General features: G+C 57.3%; 20 protein-coding genes. 9 read left to right on the plus strand and 11 right to left on the minus strand.

Going from position 1 to position 19,950, the window contains the following annotated elements; translation table 11 throughout:
* Nucleotides 1-21: 21 nt before the first annotated feature.
* Both ACTJJ1_RS16130 and mgrA read right to left on the minus strand, forming a co-directional pair.
* Nucleotides 22-429, minus strand: a complete 408-nt coding sequence (locus ACTJJ1_RS16130) for a DUF2502 domain-containing protein (RefSeq protein WP_004947596.1) — start codon at nucleotides 427-429, stop codon at nucleotides 22-24.
* A 219-nt stretch (nucleotides 430-648) separates the two neighbouring features.
* Nucleotides 649-1,638 (minus strand): L-glyceraldehyde 3-phosphate reductase, encoded by a 990-nt coding sequence (mgrA, locus tag ACTJJ1_RS16135; RefSeq protein ID WP_004947593.1) that lies wholly within the window; start codon nucleotides 1,636-1,638, stop codon nucleotides 649-651.
* A gap of 249 nt (nucleotides 1,639-1,887) precedes the next feature.
* Between mgrA and ACTJJ1_RS16140 the strand changes: the two genes are divergently transcribed.
* Nucleotides 1,888-3,549, plus strand: coding sequence for an alpha-keto acid decarboxylase family protein (locus tag ACTJJ1_RS16140; protein ID WP_006327025.1), 1,662 nt, complete (start codon nucleotides 1,888-1,890; stop codon nucleotides 3,547-3,549).
* On the opposite strand, the gene ACTJJ1_RS16145 is transcribed toward ACTJJ1_RS16140, so the two are convergent.
* On the minus strand, nucleotides 3,525-4,415 hold the full coding sequence (locus tag ACTJJ1_RS16145) for a LysR family transcriptional regulator (RefSeq protein ID WP_440834464.1): 891 nt from the start codon (nucleotides 4,413-4,415) through the stop codon (nucleotides 3,525-3,527). The genes ACTJJ1_RS16140 and ACTJJ1_RS16145 overlap by 25 nt on opposite strands.
* A 157-nt stretch (nucleotides 4,416-4,572) precedes the next feature.
* Here ACTJJ1_RS16145 and ACTJJ1_RS16150 point away from each other — a divergent pair, with 157 nt between their 5' ends.
* Together ACTJJ1_RS16150 and ACTJJ1_RS16155 are read left to right on the plus strand one after the other, a co-directional pair.
* Nucleotides 4,573-5,025, plus strand: coding sequence for a multidrug/biocide efflux PACE transporter (locus ACTJJ1_RS16150; RefSeq protein ID WP_004947584.1), 453 nt, complete (start codon nucleotides 4,573-4,575; stop codon nucleotides 5,023-5,025).
* 71 nt (nucleotides 5,026-5,096) lie between these two features.
* Nucleotides 5,097-5,789 (plus strand): aspartate/glutamate racemase family protein, encoded by a 693-nt coding sequence (locus tag ACTJJ1_RS16155; protein ID WP_004947581.1) that lies wholly within the window; start codon nucleotides 5,097-5,099, stop codon nucleotides 5,787-5,789.
* Here ACTJJ1_RS16155 and ACTJJ1_RS16160 read toward each other — a convergent pair.
* The gene (locus ACTJJ1_RS16160) at nucleotides 5,786-7,033 is read right to left on the minus strand and encodes an ion channel protein (RefSeq protein ID WP_013813973.1); all 1,248 of its coding nucleotides are present in this window, start codon (nucleotides 7,031-7,033) and stop codon (nucleotides 5,786-5,788) included. The two genes, ACTJJ1_RS16155 and ACTJJ1_RS16160, sit on opposite strands and share 4 nt — an antisense overlap.
* Before the next feature lie 343 nt (nucleotides 7,034-7,376).
* Here ACTJJ1_RS16160 and glk point away from each other — a divergent pair, with 343 nt between their 5' ends.
* On the plus strand, nucleotides 7,377-8,342 hold the full coding sequence (gene glk / locus ACTJJ1_RS16165) for a glucokinase (RefSeq protein ID WP_086016597.1): 966 nt from the start codon (nucleotides 7,377-7,379) through the stop codon (nucleotides 8,340-8,342).
* A 65-nt stretch (nucleotides 8,343-8,407) separates the two neighbouring features.
* Here glk and ACTJJ1_RS16170 read toward each other — a convergent pair whose 3' ends face one another.
* The gene (locus ACTJJ1_RS16170; RefSeq protein ID WP_122289591.1) at nucleotides 8,408-9,634 is read right to left on the minus strand and encodes an L-lactate MFS transporter; all 1,227 of its coding nucleotides are present in this window, start codon (nucleotides 9,632-9,634) and stop codon (nucleotides 8,408-8,410) included.
* Between the two features lie 397 nt (nucleotides 9,635-10,031).
* On the opposite strand from ACTJJ1_RS16170, the gene ACTJJ1_RS16175 reads away from it, so the two are divergent.
* Entirely contained in the window at nucleotides 10,032-10,367 is a 336-nt protein-coding gene (locus ACTJJ1_RS16175; protein ID WP_004947571.1) for a DUF2502 domain-containing protein, read from the plus strand.
* Between the two features lie 9 nt (nucleotides 10,368-10,376).
* Here ACTJJ1_RS16175 and ACTJJ1_RS16180 read toward each other — a convergent pair whose 3' ends face one another.
* From ACTJJ1_RS16180 to ACTJJ1_RS16190, 3 genes are all read right to left on the minus strand, one after another.
* Nucleotides 10,377-11,111: a LytR/AlgR family response regulator transcription factor gene (locus tag ACTJJ1_RS16180; protein WP_440834468.1), complete on the minus strand. Its 735-nt coding sequence runs from the start codon at nucleotides 11,109-11,111 to the stop codon at nucleotides 10,377-10,379.
* Nucleotides 11,108-12,799 (minus strand): sensor histidine kinase, encoded by a 1,692-nt coding sequence (locus tag ACTJJ1_RS16185; protein ID WP_122289616.1) that lies wholly within the window; start codon nucleotides 12,797-12,799, stop codon nucleotides 11,108-11,110. The genes ACTJJ1_RS16180 and ACTJJ1_RS16185 overlap by 4 nt, the downstream gene beginning before the upstream one ends.
* Nucleotides 12,800-12,909: 110 nt before the next feature.
* Complete coding sequence (locus ACTJJ1_RS16190) at nucleotides 12,910-14,154, minus strand: DUF1479 domain-containing protein (protein ID WP_440834470.1); 1,245 nt, start codon at nucleotides 14,152-14,154, stop codon at nucleotides 12,910-12,912.
* Nucleotides 14,155-14,325: 171 nt separating this feature from the next.
* Between ACTJJ1_RS16190 and ACTJJ1_RS16195 the strand changes: the two genes are divergently transcribed.
* The 3 genes from ACTJJ1_RS16195 to ACTJJ1_RS16205 all read left to right on the plus strand — a co-directional run bounded on the left by ACTJJ1_RS16195 (nucleotide 14,326) and on the right by ACTJJ1_RS16205 (nucleotide 16,852).
* Entirely contained in the window at nucleotides 14,326-14,865 is a 540-nt protein-coding gene (locus ACTJJ1_RS16195) for a GNAT family N-acetyltransferase (protein ID WP_440834472.1), read from the plus strand.
* A 116-nt stretch (nucleotides 14,866-14,981) separates the two neighbouring features.
* On the plus strand, nucleotides 14,982-16,217 hold the full coding sequence (gene alaC, locus ACTJJ1_RS16200; RefSeq protein ID WP_004947556.1) for an alanine transaminase: 1,236 nt from the start codon (nucleotides 14,982-14,984) through the stop codon (nucleotides 16,215-16,217).
* Between the two features lie 110 nt (nucleotides 16,218-16,327).
* Nucleotides 16,328-16,852 (plus strand): cytochrome b, encoded by a 525-nt coding sequence (locus ACTJJ1_RS16205; protein ID WP_440834475.1) that lies wholly within the window; start codon nucleotides 16,328-16,330, stop codon nucleotides 16,850-16,852.
* Between the two features lie 67 nt (nucleotides 16,853-16,919).
* Here the strand turns inward: ACTJJ1_RS16205 and ypdK are convergent, their stop codons facing one another.
* The 3 genes from ypdK to ACTJJ1_RS16220 form a co-directional block, all read right to left on the minus strand.
* Nucleotides 16,920-16,994, minus strand: a complete 75-nt coding sequence (gene ypdK / locus ACTJJ1_RS16210) for a membrane protein YpdK (RefSeq protein WP_086012885.1) — start codon at nucleotides 16,992-16,994, stop codon at nucleotides 16,920-16,922.
* 561 nt (nucleotides 16,995-17,555) lie between these two features.
* A complete protein-coding gene (locus ACTJJ1_RS16215; RefSeq protein WP_062792045.1) occupies nucleotides 17,556-17,996 on the minus strand; it encodes an antitoxin HicB in 441 nt (146 codons plus the stop codon).
* Nucleotides 17,997-18,071: 75 nt separating this feature from the next.
* The gene (locus ACTJJ1_RS16220; RefSeq protein WP_440834477.1) at nucleotides 18,072-18,521 is read right to left on the minus strand and encodes a DUF805 domain-containing protein; all 450 of its coding nucleotides are present in this window, start codon (nucleotides 18,519-18,521) and stop codon (nucleotides 18,072-18,074) included.
* A gap of 285 nt (nucleotides 18,522-18,806) precedes the next feature.
* Between ACTJJ1_RS16220 and mltB the strand changes: the two genes are divergently transcribed.
* A complete protein-coding gene (gene mltB / locus ACTJJ1_RS16225) occupies nucleotides 18,807-19,895 on the plus strand; it encodes a lytic murein transglycosylase B (RefSeq protein ID WP_041417071.1) in 1,089 nt (362 codons plus the stop codon).
* The last annotated feature ends 55 nt before the right edge of the window (nucleotides 19,896-19,950 follow it).

Genomic DNA, 19,950 nt, shown 5'->3' on the forward strand with positions numbered 1-19,950 from the left:
CGTTATGCTGGCCTTTTGGCATCAATCGTCGTCGTGATGGCGTCGACCACGATAGTCATCGTCATCATGGTGTTTTTTCTTCCAATGATGTTTTTCGTGGTGCTTGTAGTAATGCTTATCGAATTTGCGATAGCGGCCATCATGATAGTAATAATTTTTGCGCCAGTAATCGTTATCGCGCCAGCGATAACCATCCCAGTAATAGCCCCGGCGGCTGCGATCGCCCAGGTAGCGGCCCTGATGGCCTTGCCACCAGTCGCGGTCGCGCCAGTCGTAGCCGTCCCAATAACGGCCGCGATTATCTTCCTCGCCAATGCGCAGTGATACGCCCGGCATCAGATTGATACTGAGGCCTTCCGCATGCGCCTGTTGGATGGCGGGTACCGTAGACGCCACCAATAAGGCGGCCAATAACAGAGGTTTAAACATGGCTTCTCCTTTCCGCCGCAGCGGGTTGGCCGGTTAATGAAGCGCGTTCATCATTAGTCGGCCTTATTATTTTTTACTGCAATATCGCCATATTAGCGCCTGCGGATAGGGTTGAATCTTAGTGGGATTCTGAAAAGCGGCGATGGGATGAGGATTTAAGATTTGTCTGGCGCTGCGGAGGTTATCGCCGGCCATGCGCCCGGCGATAATTGTAAGCGATTACATTAATATCCGTTCGATATGGGCGATTTCGTCGCTGCTGAAAGTGCGGTTAGCCAGCATGCCGACGGCGTCTTCAATCTGGCTGGTCTTGCTGGCGCCAATCAGCACTGAAGTCACGCGATCGCCGCGCAATACCCAGGCCAGCGCCATCTGCGACAGCTTCTGCCCACGCTGTTGCGCCAGGGCGTTAAGCTGGCGCACTTTTTCCAGTTTTGCGTCGGTGAGCTGATCGGGTTGCAGGAACTGGCTGCCGCTGGCGACGCGTGAATCTTGCGGGATGCCGTGCAGGTAACGGTCGGTCAGCAGGCCGCCGGCCAGCGGAGAGAATGCAATGGAGCCGACGCCATGTTCTTCGAGCGTATCCAGCAGCTCCGGCTCAACCCAGCGCTCGAACAGGGAGTACTTAGGCTGATGGATCACGCAAGGCGTGCCGAGCCGGTGCAGAATCTCGAATGCCTGGCGCGCGCGCTCGGCCGGGTAGTTGGACAGCCCGACGTACAGCGCCTTGCCCTGGCGTACCAGCAGATCCAGCGCGCCCATGGTTTCCTCCAGCGGCGTATCCGGATCCGGGCGGTGATGATAGAAGATATCCACATATTCCAGCCCCATGCGTTGCAGGCTTTGATCCAGGCTGGCGACCAGATACTTCTTCGAACCCCAGTCGCCGTAAGGGCCCGGCCACATGGTGTAACCGGCCTTCGAAGCGATGATCAGTTCATCGCGCCAGGGTTTCAGATCTGCGCTTAGGATGCGGCCAAAGTTCTCCTCGGCGGAACCGGGTGGCGGGCCATAGTTATTGGCCAGATCGAAGTGGGTAATACCGCGATCGAACGCGCAATGGATCAGTTTGCGCGCATTGTCATGCAAGGTGGTGTCGCCAAAGTTGTGCCATAAGCCGAGCGAAACCGCGGGCAATTTCAGCCCGCTGCGTCCGCAGCGGCGATATTCCATATTTTGATAACGCGAAGCATCAGCCTGGTAAAGCATACAAACCCTTTTCGGCAGAGGTGAGAGTGAGCTTTAGTGTATGCGCTTTCACTCTTGCTGTCAGAGCCCGCGATCACGCTAAATAACCGTCAAGTTTTTAAATACAGCCCATCAAGCAGGTAAATGCTCGCGGCGAGTGCGGGGATGTAACGTAGGGTTTCCATCCGCTTTTTAAACATAATGCTCGACATTTTCATAACATATTTGATACTTAAAACTAACAATTGCAACCTTTTGCAGGTGATGATCATGAGTAAAAGCTACAAGGTGGCCGATTACCTACTCGATCGTTTAGCCCAGATTGGCATCCGGCACTTCTTTGGCGTACCGGGAGACTACAATCTGCAGTTTCTCGATCACGTGATTGATCATCCGCAGATCACCTGGGTGGGGTGCGCCAACGAACTCAATGCCGCCTACGCCGCAGACGGTTACGCGCGCTGCAAACCGGCCGCCGCTTTACTGACCACCTTTGGCGTGGGTGAACTGAGCGCGGTAAATGGCATTGCAGGCAGCTACGCCGAATACTTACCGGTGATCCACGTGGTTGGCACCCCAGCGCTGCGTGCACAGCGTGCCGGAGATTTGCTGCACCATTCGCTGGGGGACGGGGATTTCGGCCACTTTGCCCGCATGGCCAAAGAAGTGACCGTCGCCCAGGCGAACCTTACCGCCGTCAACGCCGAGGCGGAAATCGATCGCCTGCTGACCACTGCGCTGTTTGAACGTCGGCCGGTTTACCTGATGTTGCCGAGCGACGTGGCGGAAGCGCCGCTGGCGTCGCGGCCGGCACCGCTGATGCTGCGGCAGGCCCATCTTTCACAGGCGTCGTTGCAGGCGTTTATCGCCGCAGCGCGAGAAATGCTGTTGCCGGCGCGGCGGGTTTCTCTGTTGGCCGATTTCCTGGCTGAACGCTTTGGCGCCGAAAGGGTGCTGGAACAGTGGATGAATGAGGTCGACATGCCGCATTCGACGCTGCTGCTCGGCAAGAGCGTATTGGATGAAACCCATGCCTGCTTTACCGGTACCTACGCCGGTGCGGCCAGCGATCCGCAGGTGAAGCAGCTGATTGAGAATGCCGATGCGGTGATTACCGTCGGCGTGCGCTTTACCGATACCATTACCGCCGGCTTCAGCCATCACTTGCCGGCGGAGAAGTGTATCGATATCCAACCTTTCGAAGCGCGGGTCGGGCAGCAGGTATTCAGCCAGATCCCGATGCGTGACGCGGTAAAAGCGTTGCACCAGTTAACGTTGTCGCAGGCGTTGCAATGGCAGTTGCCGGTTATCAAACGGCCGGCATTGCCGGAACCGAACGGCAGCGGTCTGGATCAACACGGATTTTGGCAGCAGATACAAGGCTTCTTGCGGCCGGGCGACATTGTGATCGCCGAGCAAGGCACCGCCTGTTTTGGCGCTGCGGCACTGAGCCTGCCGCAGGGGTGCCGGTTTATCGTGCAGTCGCTGTGGGGGTCTATCGGTTACACCTTGCCGGCGGCGTTTGGCGCGCAGACGGCGGAGCCGGCTCGCCGGGTGGTGTTGCTGATCGGTGACGGATCGGCGCAACTCACTGCGCAGGAGATTGGCTCGATGCTGCGCGACGGGCTGAAACCGGTGATTTTCCTGCTGAATAATGAAGGGTATACCGTCGAACGGGCGATTCATGGGCCGGAGCAGCGTTACAACGACATCACCCAATGGAACTGGACGCAACTGCCGCAGGCGCTGGCCGGCGAGCATCAGGTGAAAACGCTGCGGGTCACCGAACCGGAGCAACTGCGCCAGGCATTGCGTGAAGTGGGAGACAGCCAGCAGTTGGCCTTCGTAGAAGTGGTGCTGCCGAAGATGGACATTCCCGAATTGCTGGATACCGTTTCGCGCGCCATTCAATCACGCAACGCGGCGGCCTGATCTTCCGCGCTTTCCAACAAGCGCTCCAGCAACCAGTACCCCGCCGGCCCCGGCGGGGACAACTTCGACCACACCGCATCCACGGAAATCAGCTTCGGCCAACCGCGCGGCTTCAGCTCGGCTAATTTGTCGTGGCCGTACTGTTTCACCAGCCAGTTTGGCAACGCGGCCCAGCCAAAACCTTGTTCCGCCATTTCCAGCAGCATCAGATAGCTCGGAGCAGACCATACCAACCCCTGGGGCCGTGCCGCGCTTGCGCCAGTGTAGGTATTCAAATACAGCTGGCGCGTGCTGGATAACTGCTCATGCGTTGGCGAGGGCGTTTGCGCCAGCGGATGCGAGCGGGCGACGAACAGCCCCATTTCAGTTTGCTCCGGCAGCCGCGCGAAGGCGATATCCGGTGGATAACTGGGCTGAACTTCTACCATGCCAAGGTGCGCGCGGCCGCTTTGCAGCAGATCGAGCACGTCCCCGTCCTCGGCAATCATGCATTCCAGTTCAATATCCTGATAGCGCCGCTCAAAGTGCAGCATCAACCTGTCGTGGTGGTTTGGCTGGTAGGTATCGGAAAATACGATGGTTAACCGGGGTTCTGTCTTGTCCGCCAGGCGGATGCTCAGTGCGTCAAGCCGTTCGCTGGCGGCGAGGATCTCCTGCACATGGCAGAGCACTTTACGGCCGGCGGCGGTCAAGACTGGCTGCCGCGCCTGGCGATCGAACAATTGCAAGCCGAGATCCGCCTCCAGGTTAGCGATGGCGGTGCTGATGGTCGATTGGCTTTTGCGCAGCTTGCGCGCGGCGGCAGAAAAAGAACCCAGGGCAGCGGCTTCGACAAATGCCTGCAGGGCTTCAGGTGAATAGCGCATGATGTATCTACTTTATCGATGGAACCTATTTTTAATCTACCCAAAAAATCGATGATAATCACCTGGCTTTAGTCGGGGGAGAATAAATCAGCTCCGATTAATGCGGGGCGGCTTGCCACTCCCCGACAAATTCATAGGGTAAAAAAACAGGTGATGTATGCAACTGCAAAACAAGTCTTTCGTTGAACGTATCGTCCATGCCGTCGGTTTTGAAGCCATTGCCGTGATGATTTGCGCCCCGCTGGGTGCCTGGCTGCTCAACCGTTCTATGGTACAGGTCGGTGCGTTGGCGGTGATGCTGTCGACCGTCGCCATGGTGTGGAACATGATTTATAACACGGCGTTTGACCGCCTGTGGCCAGCGGATCGCGTGGTGCGAAATCTCAGGGTGCGGGCGTTTCACGCTCTGGGTTTTGAGGCTGGGTTTGTCCTGATCGGCGTGCCGATTGCCGCCTGGATGCTGAATATTTCCTTCGCGCAGGCCTTTATGCTGGAGATTGGTTTCTTCCTGTTCTTCCTGCCGTACACCATGCTCTATAACTGGGTGTACGACACGTTGCGCCAACGCTGGTTCGAGGCGCGTCAACCGGCCAGTTCCGGCGCGAAATAAGGCATCGTCATCGCTGCGATTCTCCGGTAGTGTCGGAGAGATAACATACGGCAATGAGGCGAGGAAAAACGATGAAAGTATTGGGTTTGTTGGGCGGTATGAGCTGGGAATCAACCCTCCCTTATTACCGCATGATCAATGAACAGGTAAAGGCGCGTCTTGGCGGGTTGCATTCGGCCAAAATCGTCCTCTACAGCGTCGATTTTCACGAGATTGAACGCCTGCAGCATCAGGGGGATTGGGATGGCGCAGGGCACCTGCTGGCCGCCGCGGCCGCGTCGTTGCGGGCCGCAGGCGCGGAGGCCATCGTCATCTGCACCAACACCATGCATAAGGTGGCGGATGCGGTTGAACAGGCCAGCGGCCTGCCCCTGATTCACATCGCCGACGCCACGGCGTTGCAGGTGCGCCAACAGGGGATCCGCCGCATCGGGCTGCTCGGCACGCGTTTTACCATGGAGCAGGATTTTTATCGCGGTCGGTTGCAAGAGCGGCACGGCATCGAGGTGGTTACGCCCACGTCGGCCGATCGCGATATCGTGCATCGCATTATTTATGAAGAGCTGTGTCTGGGGACGATCCGCGACGCGTCGCGCGATGAGTATCGCCGCATTATCGCTGATCTGGAACAGCAGGGCGCGCAGGGCATTATTTTCGGCTGTACCGAGATTGGCCTGCTGGTCAGCGCGCAGGATGCTTCGGTGCCGGTGTTCGACACTACCGTTATCCATGCGCGCGCCGCCGCGGAATACGCGCTGGCCTAATCGTCGTGCGGCGGTTGGCGTTTGCCCACCAACATCAAGGGTTTGCCCGCCAGCACCAGCCAGGCGGGCAGCATCACAATGCACAGCACCGGCAGCAGGTGCAGCTCCGGCACCACCGCGACGGCCATAAACAGGCTGAGCCAGCCATCACGCGTGACCACCAGAACCAGCCCCATAATGGCGCAGGAGACGGTGATGGCCGCCGGCACCGCCGGGACGTGCTGATGCAGCATCAGGCCCAGCGCCACGCCGACAAACACCGCCGGGAAGATACGCCCGCCGCGAAAACCGCTGGCGGCGGCAATCACCAACGCCGCCAGCTTGGTCAGGGTAATCAGCAGCAGTTCCGTGACCGAGAAGTTCTCCCCTGCGGCCAGCCGCTTCATTTCGTCCAACCCTTTAAATAGCGTGATCTCCCCGCCGATTAGCGCCAGCACACCGAGCGCAAAGCCGCCCAGCCCCAGCATCAGCACCGGGTTTTTCAGCGAATGGAACAGGCGATGGAGATGGGGGAAGCTCCACAGCGCTACCATACCCAGCGCGATGGCGATCAGGGCGACGATGGAGCCACTGAAAATATCCGTCAGCCGGGTGGCGGCATAGGCGTCAATTTGCAGCGCGAAGTTCGGTGTGAAAAACAGCTGAGTGGTCACTGCGCCGGCCGCTGCCGCCATCAGCGGGGCAAACAACCGATCCCACAGCGGCACGTCGTTATTGCCGGCCAGCGTTTGCGAAAAGATCAGCGCGGCGGCAACCGGGGTGCCAAACAGTGCGCCGATGGTGCCGGCGGCGGCGAGAATAATCCAGTCCATGCGCGGCACTCTCGGCAACAGCCGCGAACCTACAGCGACCACCAACGCAATATTGATGGCGGTGATGGGGTTTTCCGGCCCCAGGCTCACGCCGCCCGCCAGACCAATGATTAACGCCAGCCCGAGGCCGGGCACGGCAGAAAGCGGCAACGGCATGCCGATCAGCGATTCGGTAGCCGGATCCGGTCCTGCGTGGCCGGGCATATAACGGATAATCAGCCCCACGGCGATACCGGCCAGCGTCAGGATGCTGAGCAGCCACCAGGGCGAGTGGGTATCGATATTCAAGGCTGCGGGTATGTTCACCCAAAGCAGCCGTTGCAGCGCGTCGGCGAATTTCATCACCAGAATAAGCACCAGGCTTGAGGCTGAACCGATAACGAGAGCGGGCAGGGCGAAAGCCAACATGGTATTGGCGCGCGGGTGCAGCATGCAAGGATCCCTTGTCAATGGCCCCCTGAGCGGCAGGGAGAATGGGTGATTGGGTTGTGCCCCGGCTTGCCAGACAAAAAGGGACGTCGGCACGTAAAGCAATGGCCGACAGGCACAGGGCGCAGGTTGATTAATAGTGCCTCTCTGTTATGACGCTTAACAGCCGCCACGGCACGTTTTTTTGCCGCAATTTGTTTCAAACTGCGGCATAACCGCCAAGCTGAAACGTTTTTTGTGATCTGGATCGCTAATGGATGGCAGCGCGAAGGATGGTGATTGTTGTTTTTGCGGCGGGATTTTACAGTGTGGGCAGCTTTCTATTATTCATTTTGCGGAGAAGATACTGATGACCTATGCCCTCGTAGGTGATGTTGGCGGGACGAATGCCCGCCTGGCGTTGTGCACTGTGGCGACGGGTGAAATTACCCAGGCAAAAACCTATTCCGGCCTGGAGTTTGACAGCCTGGAGGCGGTGATCCGCCAATATCTGAAGGAGCAGGATATTCAGGTGCAGGACGCCTGCATCGCGATTGCCTGCCCGGTCACCGAAGATTGGGTGGCGATGACCAACCACACCTGGGCGTTCTCGATCAAAGAGATGCAGGCCAACCTGGGGCTTAGCCATCTGGAAGTGATCAACGACTTTACCGCCGTCTCGATGGCGATCCCGATGTTGACGCCAGACGATGTGTTGCAGTTCGGCGGCGGCAGCGCGCAGAAAGACAAGCCGATTGCGGTGTACGGCGCCGGCACCGGCCTGGGGGTGGCGCACCTGGTGCACGTTAATCGCCGTTGGGTGAGCCTGCCGGGTGAGGGCGGCCACGTTGATTTTGCGCCGAACAGCGAAGAGGAAGATAGCATTCTGGAGGTGCTGCGGGCAGAAGTGGGGCACGTATCCGCCGAGCGCGTGCTGTCCGGCCCGGGATTGGTCAATCTCTACCGCGCTATCGTCAAGTCCGATCAACGCCTGCCGGAAAAGTTAGAGCCAAAGGACATCACTGAGCGCGCGCTGGCTGACAGCTGCATTGATTGCCGCCGTGCCTTGTCGCTGTTCTGCGTTATTTTAGGACGCTTTGGCGGCAACCTGGCGTTGAATCTCGGCACTTTCGGCGGCGTTTACATCGCCGGCGGCATAGTGCCGCGCTTTATGGAGTTCTTCAAGGCATCCGGTTTTCGCGCGGCGTTTGAAGATAAAGGGCGTTTCAAGGATTACGTGCATGATATCCCGGTCTTTATGATCACCCATGCACAGCCGGGCTTGTTGGGCGCCGGCGCCCATCTGCGCCAGACGTTGGGTATGCATTTGTAATCTGCATCGGCGATAAAAAAAGGGGCGCAACCCAATGGGTTGCGCCCCTTTTTGCTACTTAAAAATCAGGCTTTGACCAAGTCTGCCGGCTCGCGGCTCTCTTCTTCCTGCTCCACCGCTTTTGGCGCCTTGATGAACAGGGTAATCAGCAGGGAAGCGATGGACAGTACGCCGATGACCATGAAAGTGGCATGGAAACCGCCGAAGTATTTGGCGACGAACGAGCCGGCCAGCGCGCCCAGACCGAAGCCCTGATAAATGATTCCATAGTTTTTGCTGTGGTTTTTCAGGCCGAAGAAGTCGCCGACAATCGCCGGGAACACGGTGATGTTGCCACCGAAGCAGAAGGCGACGGCGCCGACGCAGATAAAGAACAGCGTATGGTTCAGGGTGAGGAAGCTCAACGAGACAATCGCCAGCACGGTAACCAGCATGGTGAAGCTGATGACGCGCATGCGGCCTACTTTATCCGACAGCGTACCCAGAATGATGCGGCCTGCGGTGTTGAAAATAGCTACGGCGGAAACGGTGTTGGCGGCGGTGGCTACATCCATCCCGGCCAGTTGTACGCCCATGTCCTTCACGATGCCAATCAGGTACAGGCCACTCATGCAGGCGGCGAAGAAAACGATGAACAACAGGTAGGCCTCTTTGGTCGCCAGCATCTGGCGCACGCTGAAGTCGTTACCCAAAGTACCGGCCTTTTGCTGCGCAGATTGGCTGGCGAGCACCGGTTCTTTCAACAGCAGCGAACCCAGCACAATCAGCGCCATCACAATCGCCCCCCAGTAGAAGAAGGCGGCGGATACGCCGACGTCGGCAATCAAAGCGGCGTTAACGTATTTGAACAGCAGGCTGCCGCTGCCGAATGCGCCCACCGAGATGCCGGAGATCAGCCCTTTATTGGCCGGGAACCACTTGATCAGGTTGGACAGGGTGGAGATGTAGGCGATACCCACCGCGAACCCAACCACGACGCCGGCCAACAGATAGATCATATCCAATGAACTGACGTGGGCGCTGGCGATCAGGCCCAGGCCGACCAGAATGCCCGAGCACAGCGTCAGGTTGCGGATGCCGAAGCGTTCCTGTAGCTTGCCGGCGAACAGCGTGGCGAAGGCCAGGAAGAAACTGGTGATGGAGAAGGTGGTGGCGACGTCGCCGAGGCCCCAATGGAATTTGTCGACCAGCGGCTGGTTGAACAGGCTCCAGGTATAGATAGTGCCGAGCCCCATCTGGCAGATGATGGTGCCCAGAACGATTAAGCTGCGATTTGCCGGTTTGGTGTTCATGGCCGGTCTCCTTCTCTTGTGTGCGTTGCCGGGCGGTCAGCCGTTGGCGGAAATTTGCGGAGAACCTCAGAGGCCCCGCGGTATGGGCATAGTATAAGGCTGGTAATACCACTCGACGGCAGATCGGGAATGAGTTGCACGGAGGAAGGAATGAAATGCATCTGGTGGCGCATGAGTTGCCGTTTTAGCGGTTAAAAGGGGATGAAATGCCGCTGGCGCCAAGTGATCTACATCAAAGATAGTCACGATTTATTGGCGGTCCGTTGTCCAGGATTGTGCTCAAATTGTGAAGGAAACGTCTGGAATGGGTAAATGGGCATTATTCCTATAGAGCGGCGATAGCGGGGGGCCTATGTTATCGGTGAACGGACAGGTTCCGCTCTGCAGGAGTCATTAGATGAAAAAAACACTGTTGTTGTTAGCCGCGCTGCTGTCGTTGCCGTTGGTCAGCCAGGCGGACGTATCCATTGGCGTGAACGTTCCGGGTATTTCATTGCACATTGGCGACCGCGACGATCGCGGCCATTACTGGGACGGCGACCGCTGGCGCGATCCGCGCTGGTGGTCCGAACACCGCGTCTATGAGCGTCCGCGCGAGTATTACTACGGGCCGCCGCCACGAGTGATCTATTACGAGGAGCCGCGACACGAATGGCGCGATCGCCCGCATTATCGTCGCATGCCGCCACCGCCGCCACCGGGGTATTACTACGGCCCCGGGCCGCGCTGGTAACGCGCGCGGTTATAAACGCATTAATTTGCGGAACTCTTTAACCTTGCTGCGGCTGACCGGCACTTCAAACTCCAGATCGCTCAGCCGCAGAATATAGGTGTTGTTGAACCAGGGCACGATCTCGCGGATTTTCGACAGATTGACGCAGTAAGACCGGTGGCAGCGGAAGAAATGTTCCTCCGGCAGGCGGCCGTAAAACTCGGTGAGGTTCATCGACATCACAAACTCTTCGCGGCGGGTATAGACCCGCGTCACTTTTTCATCGGCAGCGGCATAATAGATGTCGTTGATATCGGTGACGATAATACGTTCGTCTTTGATCAGGTTAATGCTGTGGCTGTTGCGGTTTGGCGCGCTGGCTTGTTCCGGGGCGTTAGCGGGCCGGTTATGCAGCGCCTCCAGTTTTTGCAACATGGTGACGATGCGCGCTTCGTGATAGGGCTTGAGGATGTAGTCAAAGGCTTCGATTTCGAACGCTTCCACCGCATGTTCTTTATAGGCGGTGATGAAAATAATCGAAGGCCGGTGCGTGAACTTGCTGATGTTCTGCGCCAGCAGCACGCCATCCAGCGACGGAATGTTGATATCGAGAAAAATGGCGTCGACTTGATGATTCTGCAGGTATTTCAGCACGTCCAGCCCGTCTTCGAAGGTGGCTTCGATAACGATGCTGCTGTGTTTTTTGATCAGGTAACTGAGCTCCTCCTGGGCGAGGAACTCGTCTTCAACGATAATGGCTTTCATGATGGCTCCCCGGCCGGCAGTGCGCTGTTTTCCATCTGCAGTTTGCCGCCGTTTTTGCTGATGTAAAAGGCAATTTCGGTGCCCGGCTCCAGCCGACGGATGCGCAACCCTTCGCCATACAGCAGCGACACCCGGTGATGCACGTTCAACAGGCCGATATTGTGGCCCGGCATTTCATTGCGCGCCACCCGGTCGATGACCTCCTGATTGATGCCGTTACCGGTGTCTTTTACCGAAATCTTGACCCGAGCGCCCTGATCCTTCACTGCAATCACTACCACACCTTTGCCTTTGCACGGCTGAATGCCGTGTACGATGGCGTTTTCCACCAGCGGTTGGATCAGCAGGCTGGGGATACGCACCGAGATATCGTCGTCGATGTCGTAAATTACCGTCAGTTTGGCCCCAAATCGCGCCTGTTCGATGGCGATGTAATCCTGGATTTGGTGCAGCTCCTTGCGGATATCGATCAGTTCGTCGTTCAGCTCCAGGTTATAGCGCAGGTAGCGTGACAGGTTGATAATCAGCTGGCGCGCGGTGTCCGGATTGATGCGGATCGACGAAGAAATGGCGTTCAGGGCATTGAACAGGAAGTGCGGGTTGATCTTGCTCTGCAGCGCGCGCATTTCCGCTTTGTCCGCCATTTGGCGCAGGTGCTCAATGCGCGAGACTTCCATTTGGGTGGAGATAATCTGCGACAGGCCCACCGCCATGACCTTTAGCGTATTGGTGATCTGATGGGCATGGCAGTAGTAAATTTTCAGCGCGCCGGACACTTCGCCTTTTTCCCACAGCGGGATCACCAACTGCGAGTGAATTTGCGGCGTGGCCGGGTTTTCCAGGTTGTTTTTGATGATGATCTTGCCGTGGCGGATGCTTTCGCGGGTCACGCGGCTCAACCCTTCGCGGCCAATCGGATAAGCCTCTTCCCCCACGCCGACGTAGGCCATCACCTGGTGAGTATCGGTGATCGCCACCGCGTCGGCCTTGATGTCCTGGCGGATGATGTCGCAGATGGTCGCCAGGGTTTCGCTGTTGATATTGCGAAAGTAGGGCAGGGTTTTACGGGCAATATCCAGTGCCAGCTTGGCCTGCCGGGCGGCGATCACCTCTTTTTCGTCTTCCACGCTTTGCACCAGCAGCACGATCAGGCCGATGCATACCGTACCGAGGATCATCGGCAGCGCAATCTTGGAGACGATATCCAGCCCCAACTCGGTCGGCTTGGCCCACAGGACGATCAGCAGCATGGTCAGGGATTCGCACAGCATGCCGCCGAGGATCCCGGCGCGCCAGCGTTGCTCTTTTTTCACTTTAAGATTGATATAACCGGCGCTGATGCCGGCAATGATGCTGGTGATCAGGCAGGGAACTGAGGTGATGCCATCGATATCAATCAGGTAGCGGTGCACCCCGGCGATGATGCCGGTGATGATACCCACCCAGGGGCCGAACAGGATGCCGCCGGCCATAATGGCAATGACCCGCACGTTGACCAGCGAACCTTCGACGTTGATGCCGGAATAGGTACTGAACAGCGCGAACAGCGAGAAGATCGCCGTGACCATGCCCAGCTCAAGCGGCGTGTGGTCCTCTTTTTGCAGCAGTTGGCGGAACAACCGGGTACGAGTGAGGAAGAACAGGCAGATTAACATCAGTGCGGCGCGATCAAACACCGCTAACAGCATTTCAAAAAAAGGGTGCACGACGGGCTCTCGCTGCGGCGGACAGATGCGCAGGAGTATATCACAGCAAGTGGCCCCGTGGCGGCCGGGCGGGCACACCACGGGGCTCCGGGTTATTTAATGCCGAGCTGTTCCTTGCCGAGCGGTGTCAGCAGATCGACAGTGGCGCGGCCGTTGAAATCCACTTCGAAATCGTCGGGCGCAAAATCCGGCGGCGTTTTTCCGGCGATAAAACTGGGCAGTTGGCGTTGCAGATAGGCATCGTTTTTCTCGCAGCCCGGTGCGGCGGCGATGTACATCACGTTGCTGTCGAACTCGCCGTTATGCTCGTTTTCCACCGCGTGAATCACATCACAGTGCCAGAACACCGTGTCGCCCGGTTCTAAATCGGGAATAGGGGAAATCCCACTGAGTAAAAGGGGATGCCATTTTTCCGAGATTGACAGCGCGCGTCCTGGGGCGGCATCGCACAAATCGTCTTCGGCGACGTCATCTTGCAATGCGCGCAACAGAACGTAGGCCATGGCGTTGGCTATCGGCACCAGATTCAGCGTGCCGGCATTGGTGCGTTGCGGCGTCAGCGCCGTCCAACCCTGGAAGGTGCGGAACATTGAGCAGACTGCCGGCGAAGCGATTTCGCGCACTTCGGTGCGGCCATCGGCAGCGAACGGATCGTAAGCTTGCCAGTCGCCGGAGAACACGTGGCGGTAGACATAGCGGAAATTTTCATCCAGCCAGCGTTCAATAGTGCCGCTGTCCACGTGCGGCGACAGGCCCAGAGAAGACGAGTTCGGCGGGCGACGGCGGGTGCGATCGGCATAGGTGGCGACCCGAGTCGGGTCAAAATGCTGTTTGCCGTTGCTTTCGGTTTCCCACAGGCTGTTGAGAAACACCTGCACGGCGTGCATGCGGGCGTCCTGACGGGCTTCCACCTGCGGCTTTGACCAGTAAATGCCGTAGATTTGCGGTTTGCCGGCGGCCAGTTTGCCGAAATAGTTGTCTTCGGCGGCATTTTTCAGGCGTTCGACAAAGTTGTTGCGCTCAAGATAGCTGCCGATTTCCCGGTTCCAGGCTTCGGCCTTGCTGCGGGGGAACACGCCGCGGATGGCGCAGGCGCCGCGCTGTTTGATCAAGGTTTTTTGCCGCTCGCTGACCCGGTGCTGCAAAATATCCTCCGCATCGATTTGCGGCACCGGGTTTTGGCCGGCGGCCAACTCCTGGCGGATTTGTTCGACCTGTTGGTGAATGTGGTCTTCAAGCGCCAGGAACACCTCGCGGTAGTTGGGCAGTGCCTGACGCAGTTGCTGTTTTACGGTTTTAATGGCGGTGGGGATGTCGTCAATGAGTAATGAAGCCATGGTGTTCTCCTCACGCTGCCCGTGGGCAACGATGGACGGTTGTAGAGGTCTGGGTAAGACGTTATGGTTTTGTTGTTTTGACGTTAACGATTATCTGGATTTAATAGAGGAAAATAAAGGGATGTCTTTCATTCGTAACTTCCTTGTTTTCGTTTTTCGGAGATTAGTGCAATGAAATTGGTCACTGAGCGTTTAACCCTGCAGTCGATAACTGCCGATGATTGGCCACTGTTCCTGCGTCTGTATCAGGACCCTGACGTGATTCGCTATATCGCCGACCCGCTGACTGAGGCGGAAATACGCACGCGTTTTGAGACGCGGTTGCCGGCCTGGGACAAGCATGGGGAACAATGGCTGTGCCTGGTGATGCGCGAAAAGGCGAGTGGTGAGGCGGTGGGCGTCACGGGTTTTCGGCCGATGTGGCTGCCTTGCCAACAGGCGGAGGTGGGATACGGCATTTTGCCGTCCGGACACGGCAAGGGCTACGGCAAGGAGTCGCTGCGGGCGGTACTGGATTTTGGCTTCAATGCCTGCGGCTTCCACAAGCTGACGGCTACCGTCACCGCGGGCAATACCGCCTCGCGCCGGCTGTTGGAGTCGTGCGGTTTTCAGCTGGAAGGCACATTGCGCGATAATTTCCGCCTGGCAGGGCAGTGGCACGCGGACTGGATATTCGGGCTGTTAGCGGCGGAGTTTCAGGCGGAAAAATAAAAATATCGCGGCGGGTATCGACAATCCCGTCGCCGCTGCGATATGTTCAATATCCGACCACAAGCTGGTCAGCGTCGCTCGGACGGTCCGGGCGCTAACGTCTCTTCGAGGAATCTATGGCTGATAACAGTCCACAACGCCGTTTTACGCGTATTGAACGTCTTCCCCCTTACGTATTCAACATCACCGCCGAACTGAAGATGGCTGCTCGCCGTCGCGGCGAAGATATTATCGATTTCAGCATGGGTAACCCGGACGGCCCGACGCCGCCGCACATTGTGGAAAAACTCTGTGCCGTTGCGCAGCGTGACGATACCCACGGTTACTCTACCTCGCGCGGCATCCCGCGTTTGCGCCGCGCCATTTCACGCTGGTACGCCGATCGCTACCAGGTGGAGATTGATCCCGAAAGCGAAGCCATTGTCACCATAGGTTCGAAAGAAGGGCTGGCGCACCTGATGCTGGCGACGCTCGATCACGGCGACACCGTGCTGGTGCCGAACCCAAGCTATCCCATCCATATTTACGGTGCGGTGATTGCCGGCGCGCAGGTGCGTTCAGTGCCGCTGGTGGACGGCGTGGATTTCTTTGGTGAGCTGGAGCGCGCCATCCGTGAAACCATCCCGCGGCCGAAAATGATGATCCTCGGCTTCCCTTCCAACCCGACCGCCCAATGCGTTGAGTTGGATTTCTTCGAACGGGTGGTGGCGCTGGCCAAACAGTACAACGTGCTGGTGATCCACGATCTGGCCTATGCCGACATCGTGTATGACGGCTGGAAAGCGCCGTCGATTATGCAGGTGCCGGGCGCCAAGGACATCGCGGTGGAGTTTTTCACCCTGTCGAAAAGCTACAACATGGCGGGTTGGCGCATCGGCTTTATGGTCGGTAATGCGGAGCTGGTCAGCGCGCTGGCGCGCATCAAGAGCTATCACGATTACGGCACCTTCACCCCGTTGCAGGTGGCGGCCATCGCCGCGCTGGAAGGCGACCAGCAGTGCGTGCGCGATATCGCAGAACAGTACCGCCAGCGCCGCAATGTGTTGGTGAAAGGGTTGCATGAAGCCGGCTGGATGGTCGATAACCCGAAAGCGGCGATGTACGTATGGGCCAAAATACCGGAGCCTTATGCGCATCTCGGTTCGCTGGAATTCGCCAAACGCCTGTTGGCGGAAGCCAAGGTCTGCGTATCGCCGGGCATCGGTTTTGGCGACTACGGCGACACCCACGTGCGTTTCGCGCTGATAGAGAATCAGGACCGCATCCGTCAGGCGGTGCGCGGTATTAAAGCCATGTTCCGTGCCGACGGGCTGATAACACCGGCCAAGACCACTGCCCCCGCCGCAAAATAATCGCTTCAGGCCGGCACATTCGCGCCGGCCTTTTTTCTCAACGCTAAGGTTTTCTTCATTATTTCCCCACTATGCTCGATTAATCTTTTTTTAATTAATCGGGAGAGTGTATGGGCAACCGCTACGCGAGATCGCAAATTATTTTACACTGGTTGACGCTGCTGATGGTGATCCTGACCTATGCGGCGATGCTGCTGAAGGATTCGGTGCCGGATGACATGGCGTCACTGGTGAAAAGTCTGCATTTTAACTTTGGCCTGGCGGTATTTTTGCTGATGTTTATCCGGTTGGGGCTGCGTCATCGTTATGCCACGCCGGCCACCACGCCACCGCTGGAAGAATGGCAAGAGTGGGGGGCCAAAATGTTCCACGTGCTGCTCTATGTGCTGTTTCTGGCGTTGCCGGTGCTGGGCGTACTGACGCTGGCTTATGGGGGAAAGGAGTGGGTGTTGCTGGGCTGGCAAGTGCCGCAATTTGTCACGCCGGACCCGGTGCTGCGCCGCATTATCAAGAGCACGCATGAAACGCTTGCCAATACCGGCTACTTTATTATCGGCGGTCACGCGCTGGCGGCGCTGTATCACCATTATCTGCGCAAGGATGACACCTTGCGCCGCATGATGCCGGGCAAATAGCCGCATTCAGAAACAACAAAGGGGCGCTTCTGCGCCCCTTTATCTATGTTCCCGGTCATGCAGAGGGTTATGCAACCATCAGCATAAAGGTGCCAATCCACGCTACCAGCATGAACGAAACGCCCATAACAAAATATTTCATTGAACAACTCCCATCTGGAGTTTCTCGCAAGCCAATGATCCCGATTGTTGTGCTGAGTATTTTGTGGATAACCTGCGGTTTATTGGCGGGTTCTTCAATCAGGAAGAACAACGTCCTTGACCACGGATTACCCGGTTGTCGTGCTTCAAAGTCCGTGAGGTAAAACATGAACCACGACAGGATCGGCGCTAATGTACTCCCAATGCCAGCCTGATTACAATACTGTGTTTTTGATCACACTTTTTGGCTATTTTTTACCCAGCCTTGACTGTTTTTAAACGATTTTTATTTACGTTTTTAGCGGGGTAAAAAAGAGGAATAGCCCGCTGGTGCGGGCTTTATAATTATGTTTGCTGTGATGTTATGAAAAGGGTTCAGGCGACGGCGTTTGCACCCGTCAGCAGGATAGCCCAGAAGACAAGGCACGACAGCAGAATAACGGTCCAGATATTACGGCGACTCCACTCCATTTTTAGCCTTCACTTTTTGCTCTTGGTGATTCGGTAATGAACACATCGGCAAAAAAGGGAGAATATTTAGCATCCGGCGATAATATTTTTCTTACTGTTGCCGAATCTCTGCTACCGAGACCTGCACCTCATATCCCAGCAGGTAAAGAGCCTGTTCCAGCGCTTCCACTTTTGAGGCATAGGCAACGTCCAGCAGACGATCCATTTGGCCGCCGTTAAAGCCCAGTTTGCGCGCCAGATCGGCTTTGGACGTGGCGCCGGCCAGCATGATGTTATGCAGCTCGAGCTTGAGTTTGACCAGCACCGGGACGTGGATCTCCAGGTCTTCCGGCTGGGCGCGGGATGGGGGCGGCACCGGGCGGCCTTCTTCCATTTCCGTGGCGATGGCGATCAGCAGGCTTTCCTGTGCTTCCAGTTCGATATCTTCACGTTTATAGCAGGCGGCCTGCTGTTCAGGAAAATCGCGAAAATGAATCTGCCAGGCGTCGCTTTCGTTATCAAAGGCGTAATGGGCGGGGTAGTGGCAAGACATGATATTTCCTGTGCGGTGCGTGGAGTATGCGGCATTGTGACCGCTTGGCCTGCAGATAGCCAGTGCCGGGTTTCGCTAGCCGACCTGCTCGGGCTTGCCTGCCCGGCGGGCAGAAGGCAGCACCAGTGCGCACAGGATGCCAATCAGGCTGATGACGATCAGCCAGCGTTCAACCGGGCCGGGGTGGTAGTTATTCACTACGCTGAGCGCATACAGCGCTAACGCCAGCGGCCAGCCGGGCGTGCCGACGTCATTGAGCCGGTATGCGGTGCGGGCGACAAACCACAGCGTCAGGCCGATCCAAAACAGCGACCACAGCATGATGCACAACAGGTAGACGAATACCGAAAAAAACGCGGCGATGTCGCTGTGCGCGTAGGCGCGGAACAGGTTTTTATCCAGATAGGGGGACAGGAATGACAGCAATGTCAGGCCGGTGGCGAAAATAGCCAGGGAGAAAACATAGTTTTTACGCGTAATGTGGCGTTTAAAGACGTTTCTAGCGATCTGTCCGAGGGAGTCCAAAGTAACATTCCGTTGTAGCAAGTAGCTCTGGCCGGGTCGTCAGCCAAGGGGGGCGTATTTTAGCGGCATTCGACAGTGAGTCAATATGATAATTTTTCTCATTTAGTTAAGGTTTAGGCTCCTGTCTTCTTACCCTAAGTGGTTTAGGTTTTCTGGGTGACGTATCACGATTTCTGAATTTTTAGCTACCCGCCGGCCATGAGCGGCATAATCCAGTTTGTTCGCACCGGACAATGGATTAACATAACGCTCACTTATCACTGGCCTGGCTTATATGGATATCCGATGCGTCATTTAGTTGCTCTTCTCCCTCTGCTTACCTTACTTACAGCCTGTAGCAGCGGGCCGAAGCCTACCCCAGCAGCTCCTCAGGCTAACGCCGTAGTAAAAGGCGGTTTCCTGCTGACGCCGGCGCATAGCGGCCAGCCGTTGGGCGGTGATTTTGCCAATAATCCAAACACTGCCCGCTTTATCGATAAAATGGTGCAGGAACACGGATTCGATCGTCAGCAATTGCATGACGTGCTGGCCCAGGCAAAACGGCTGGATTCGGTGCTGCGGTTGATGGATCGTCAGGCGCCGACCCCCACCACTCAGGCGCCGTCCGTGCCGAACGGATCCTGGCTGCGCTATCGCAACAAGTTCATTACGCCGGATAACGTGCAAAACGGCGTGCTGTTCTGGAACCAATATCAGGAAGCCCTGCAGCGCGCCCAGCAGGTATACGGCGTGCCGCCGGAGATCATTGTCGGCATTATCGGCGTTGAGACCCGCTGGGGCCGCGTGATGGGGAAAACCCGCATTATCGATGCCTTGTCCACGCTGGCCTTCGACTATCCGCGCCGCGCCGATTACTTTGCCGGCGAGCTGGAAACCTTCCTGTTGATGTCGCGCGCCGAAGGGGATGACCCGCTGGATCTGCGCGGCTCCTTTGCCGGCGCCATGGGCTACGGCCAGTTTATGCCTTCTTCGTTCAAGAGCTACGCGGTTGATTTCAACGGTGACGGCCACATCAACCTGTGGGATCCGGTGGATGCGATCGGCAGCGTCGCCAACTACTTTAAAGAACATGGCTGGATCAGTGGCGAGGCCGTGGCGGTACCGGCCAGCGGCCAGGCGCCGGGACTGGATAACGGCTTTAAAACTCGCTACTCGCTTGACACCCTCGCGGCGGCCGGGTTGACCCCACAAGGCTCGCTCGGCACTGAGCAGGAAGCCAGCCTGCTGCGGCTGGATATGGGGACCAGCTACCAATACTGGTACGGGTTGCCGAACTTCTACGCCATTACCCGTTACAACCACAGCACCCATTACGCCATGGCGGTGTGGCAGTTGGGCGAAGCGGTGGGGCGCTCGGCGCGCGGCGGGTTCTGATGCGTTGATAACAATGAAAAAGGCCGTGAAAACGGCCTTTTTTACGTCTATACCG

This window comes from Serratia sp. 22264 (assembly GCF_052045345.1).
GTDB classification, from domain to species: domain Bacteria; phylum Pseudomonadota; class Gammaproteobacteria; order Enterobacterales; family Enterobacteriaceae; genus Serratia; species Serratia plymuthica.

Excerpts from the sequence above, each read along its gene's own strand:
- ACTJJ1_RS16130 (WP_004947596.1), bottom strand. The coding sequence starts at position 429 with ATGTTTAAACCTCTGTTATTGGCCGCCTTATTGGTGGCGTCTACGGTA.
- mgrA (WP_004947593.1), bottom strand. The coding sequence starts at position 1,638 with ATGCTTTACCAGGCTGATGCTTCGCGTTATCAAAATATGGAATATCGC.
- ACTJJ1_RS16140 (WP_006327025.1), top strand. The coding sequence starts at position 1,888 with ATGAGTAAAAGCTACAAGGTGGCCGATTACCTACTCGATCGTTTAGCC.
- ACTJJ1_RS16145 (WP_440834464.1), bottom strand. The coding sequence starts at position 4,415 with ATGCGCTATTCACCTGAAGCCCTGCAGGCATTTGTCGAAGCCGCTGCC.
- ACTJJ1_RS16150 (WP_004947584.1), top strand. The coding sequence starts at position 4,573 with ATGCAACTGCAAAACAAGTCTTTCGTTGAACGTATCGTCCATGCCGTC.
- ACTJJ1_RS16155 (WP_004947581.1), top strand. The coding sequence starts at position 5,097 with ATGAAAGTATTGGGTTTGTTGGGCGGTATGAGCTGGGAATCAACCCTC.
- ACTJJ1_RS16160 (WP_013813973.1), bottom strand. The coding sequence starts at position 7,033 with ATGCTGCACCCGCGCGCCAATACCATGTTGGCTTTCGCCCTGCCCGCT.
- ACTJJ1_RS16170 (WP_122289591.1), bottom strand. The coding sequence starts at position 9,634 with ATGAACACCAAACCGGCAAATCGCAGCTTAATCGTTCTGGGCACCATC.
- ACTJJ1_RS16175 (WP_004947571.1), top strand. The coding sequence starts at position 10,032 with ATGAAAAAAACACTGTTGTTGTTAGCCGCGCTGCTGTCGTTGCCGTTG.
- ACTJJ1_RS16180 (WP_440834468.1), bottom strand. The coding sequence starts at position 11,111 with ATGAAAGCCATTATCGTTGAAGACGAGTTCCTCGCCCAGGAGGAGCTC.
- ACTJJ1_RS16185 (WP_122289616.1), bottom strand. The coding sequence starts at position 12,799 with ATGCTGTTAGCGGTGTTTGATCGCGCCGCACTGATGTTAATCTGCCTG.
- ACTJJ1_RS16190 (WP_440834470.1), bottom strand. The coding sequence starts at position 14,154 with ATGGCTTCATTACTCATTGACGACATCCCCACCGCCATTAAAACCGTA.
- ACTJJ1_RS16195 (WP_440834472.1), top strand. The coding sequence starts at position 14,326 with ATGAAATTGGTCACTGAGCGTTTAACCCTGCAGTCGATAACTGCCGAT.
- alaC (WP_004947556.1), top strand. The coding sequence starts at position 14,982 with ATGGCTGATAACAGTCCACAACGCCGTTTTACGCGTATTGAACGTCTT.
- ACTJJ1_RS16205 (WP_440834475.1), top strand. The coding sequence starts at position 16,328 with ATGGGCAACCGCTACGCGAGATCGCAAATTATTTTACACTGGTTGACG.
- ACTJJ1_RS16215 (WP_062792045.1), bottom strand. The coding sequence starts at position 17,996 with ATGTCTTGCCACTACCCCGCCCATTACGCCTTTGATAACGAAAGCGAC.
- mltB (WP_041417071.1), top strand. The coding sequence starts at position 18,807 with ATGCGTCATTTAGTTGCTCTTCTCCCTCTGCTTACCTTACTTACAGCC.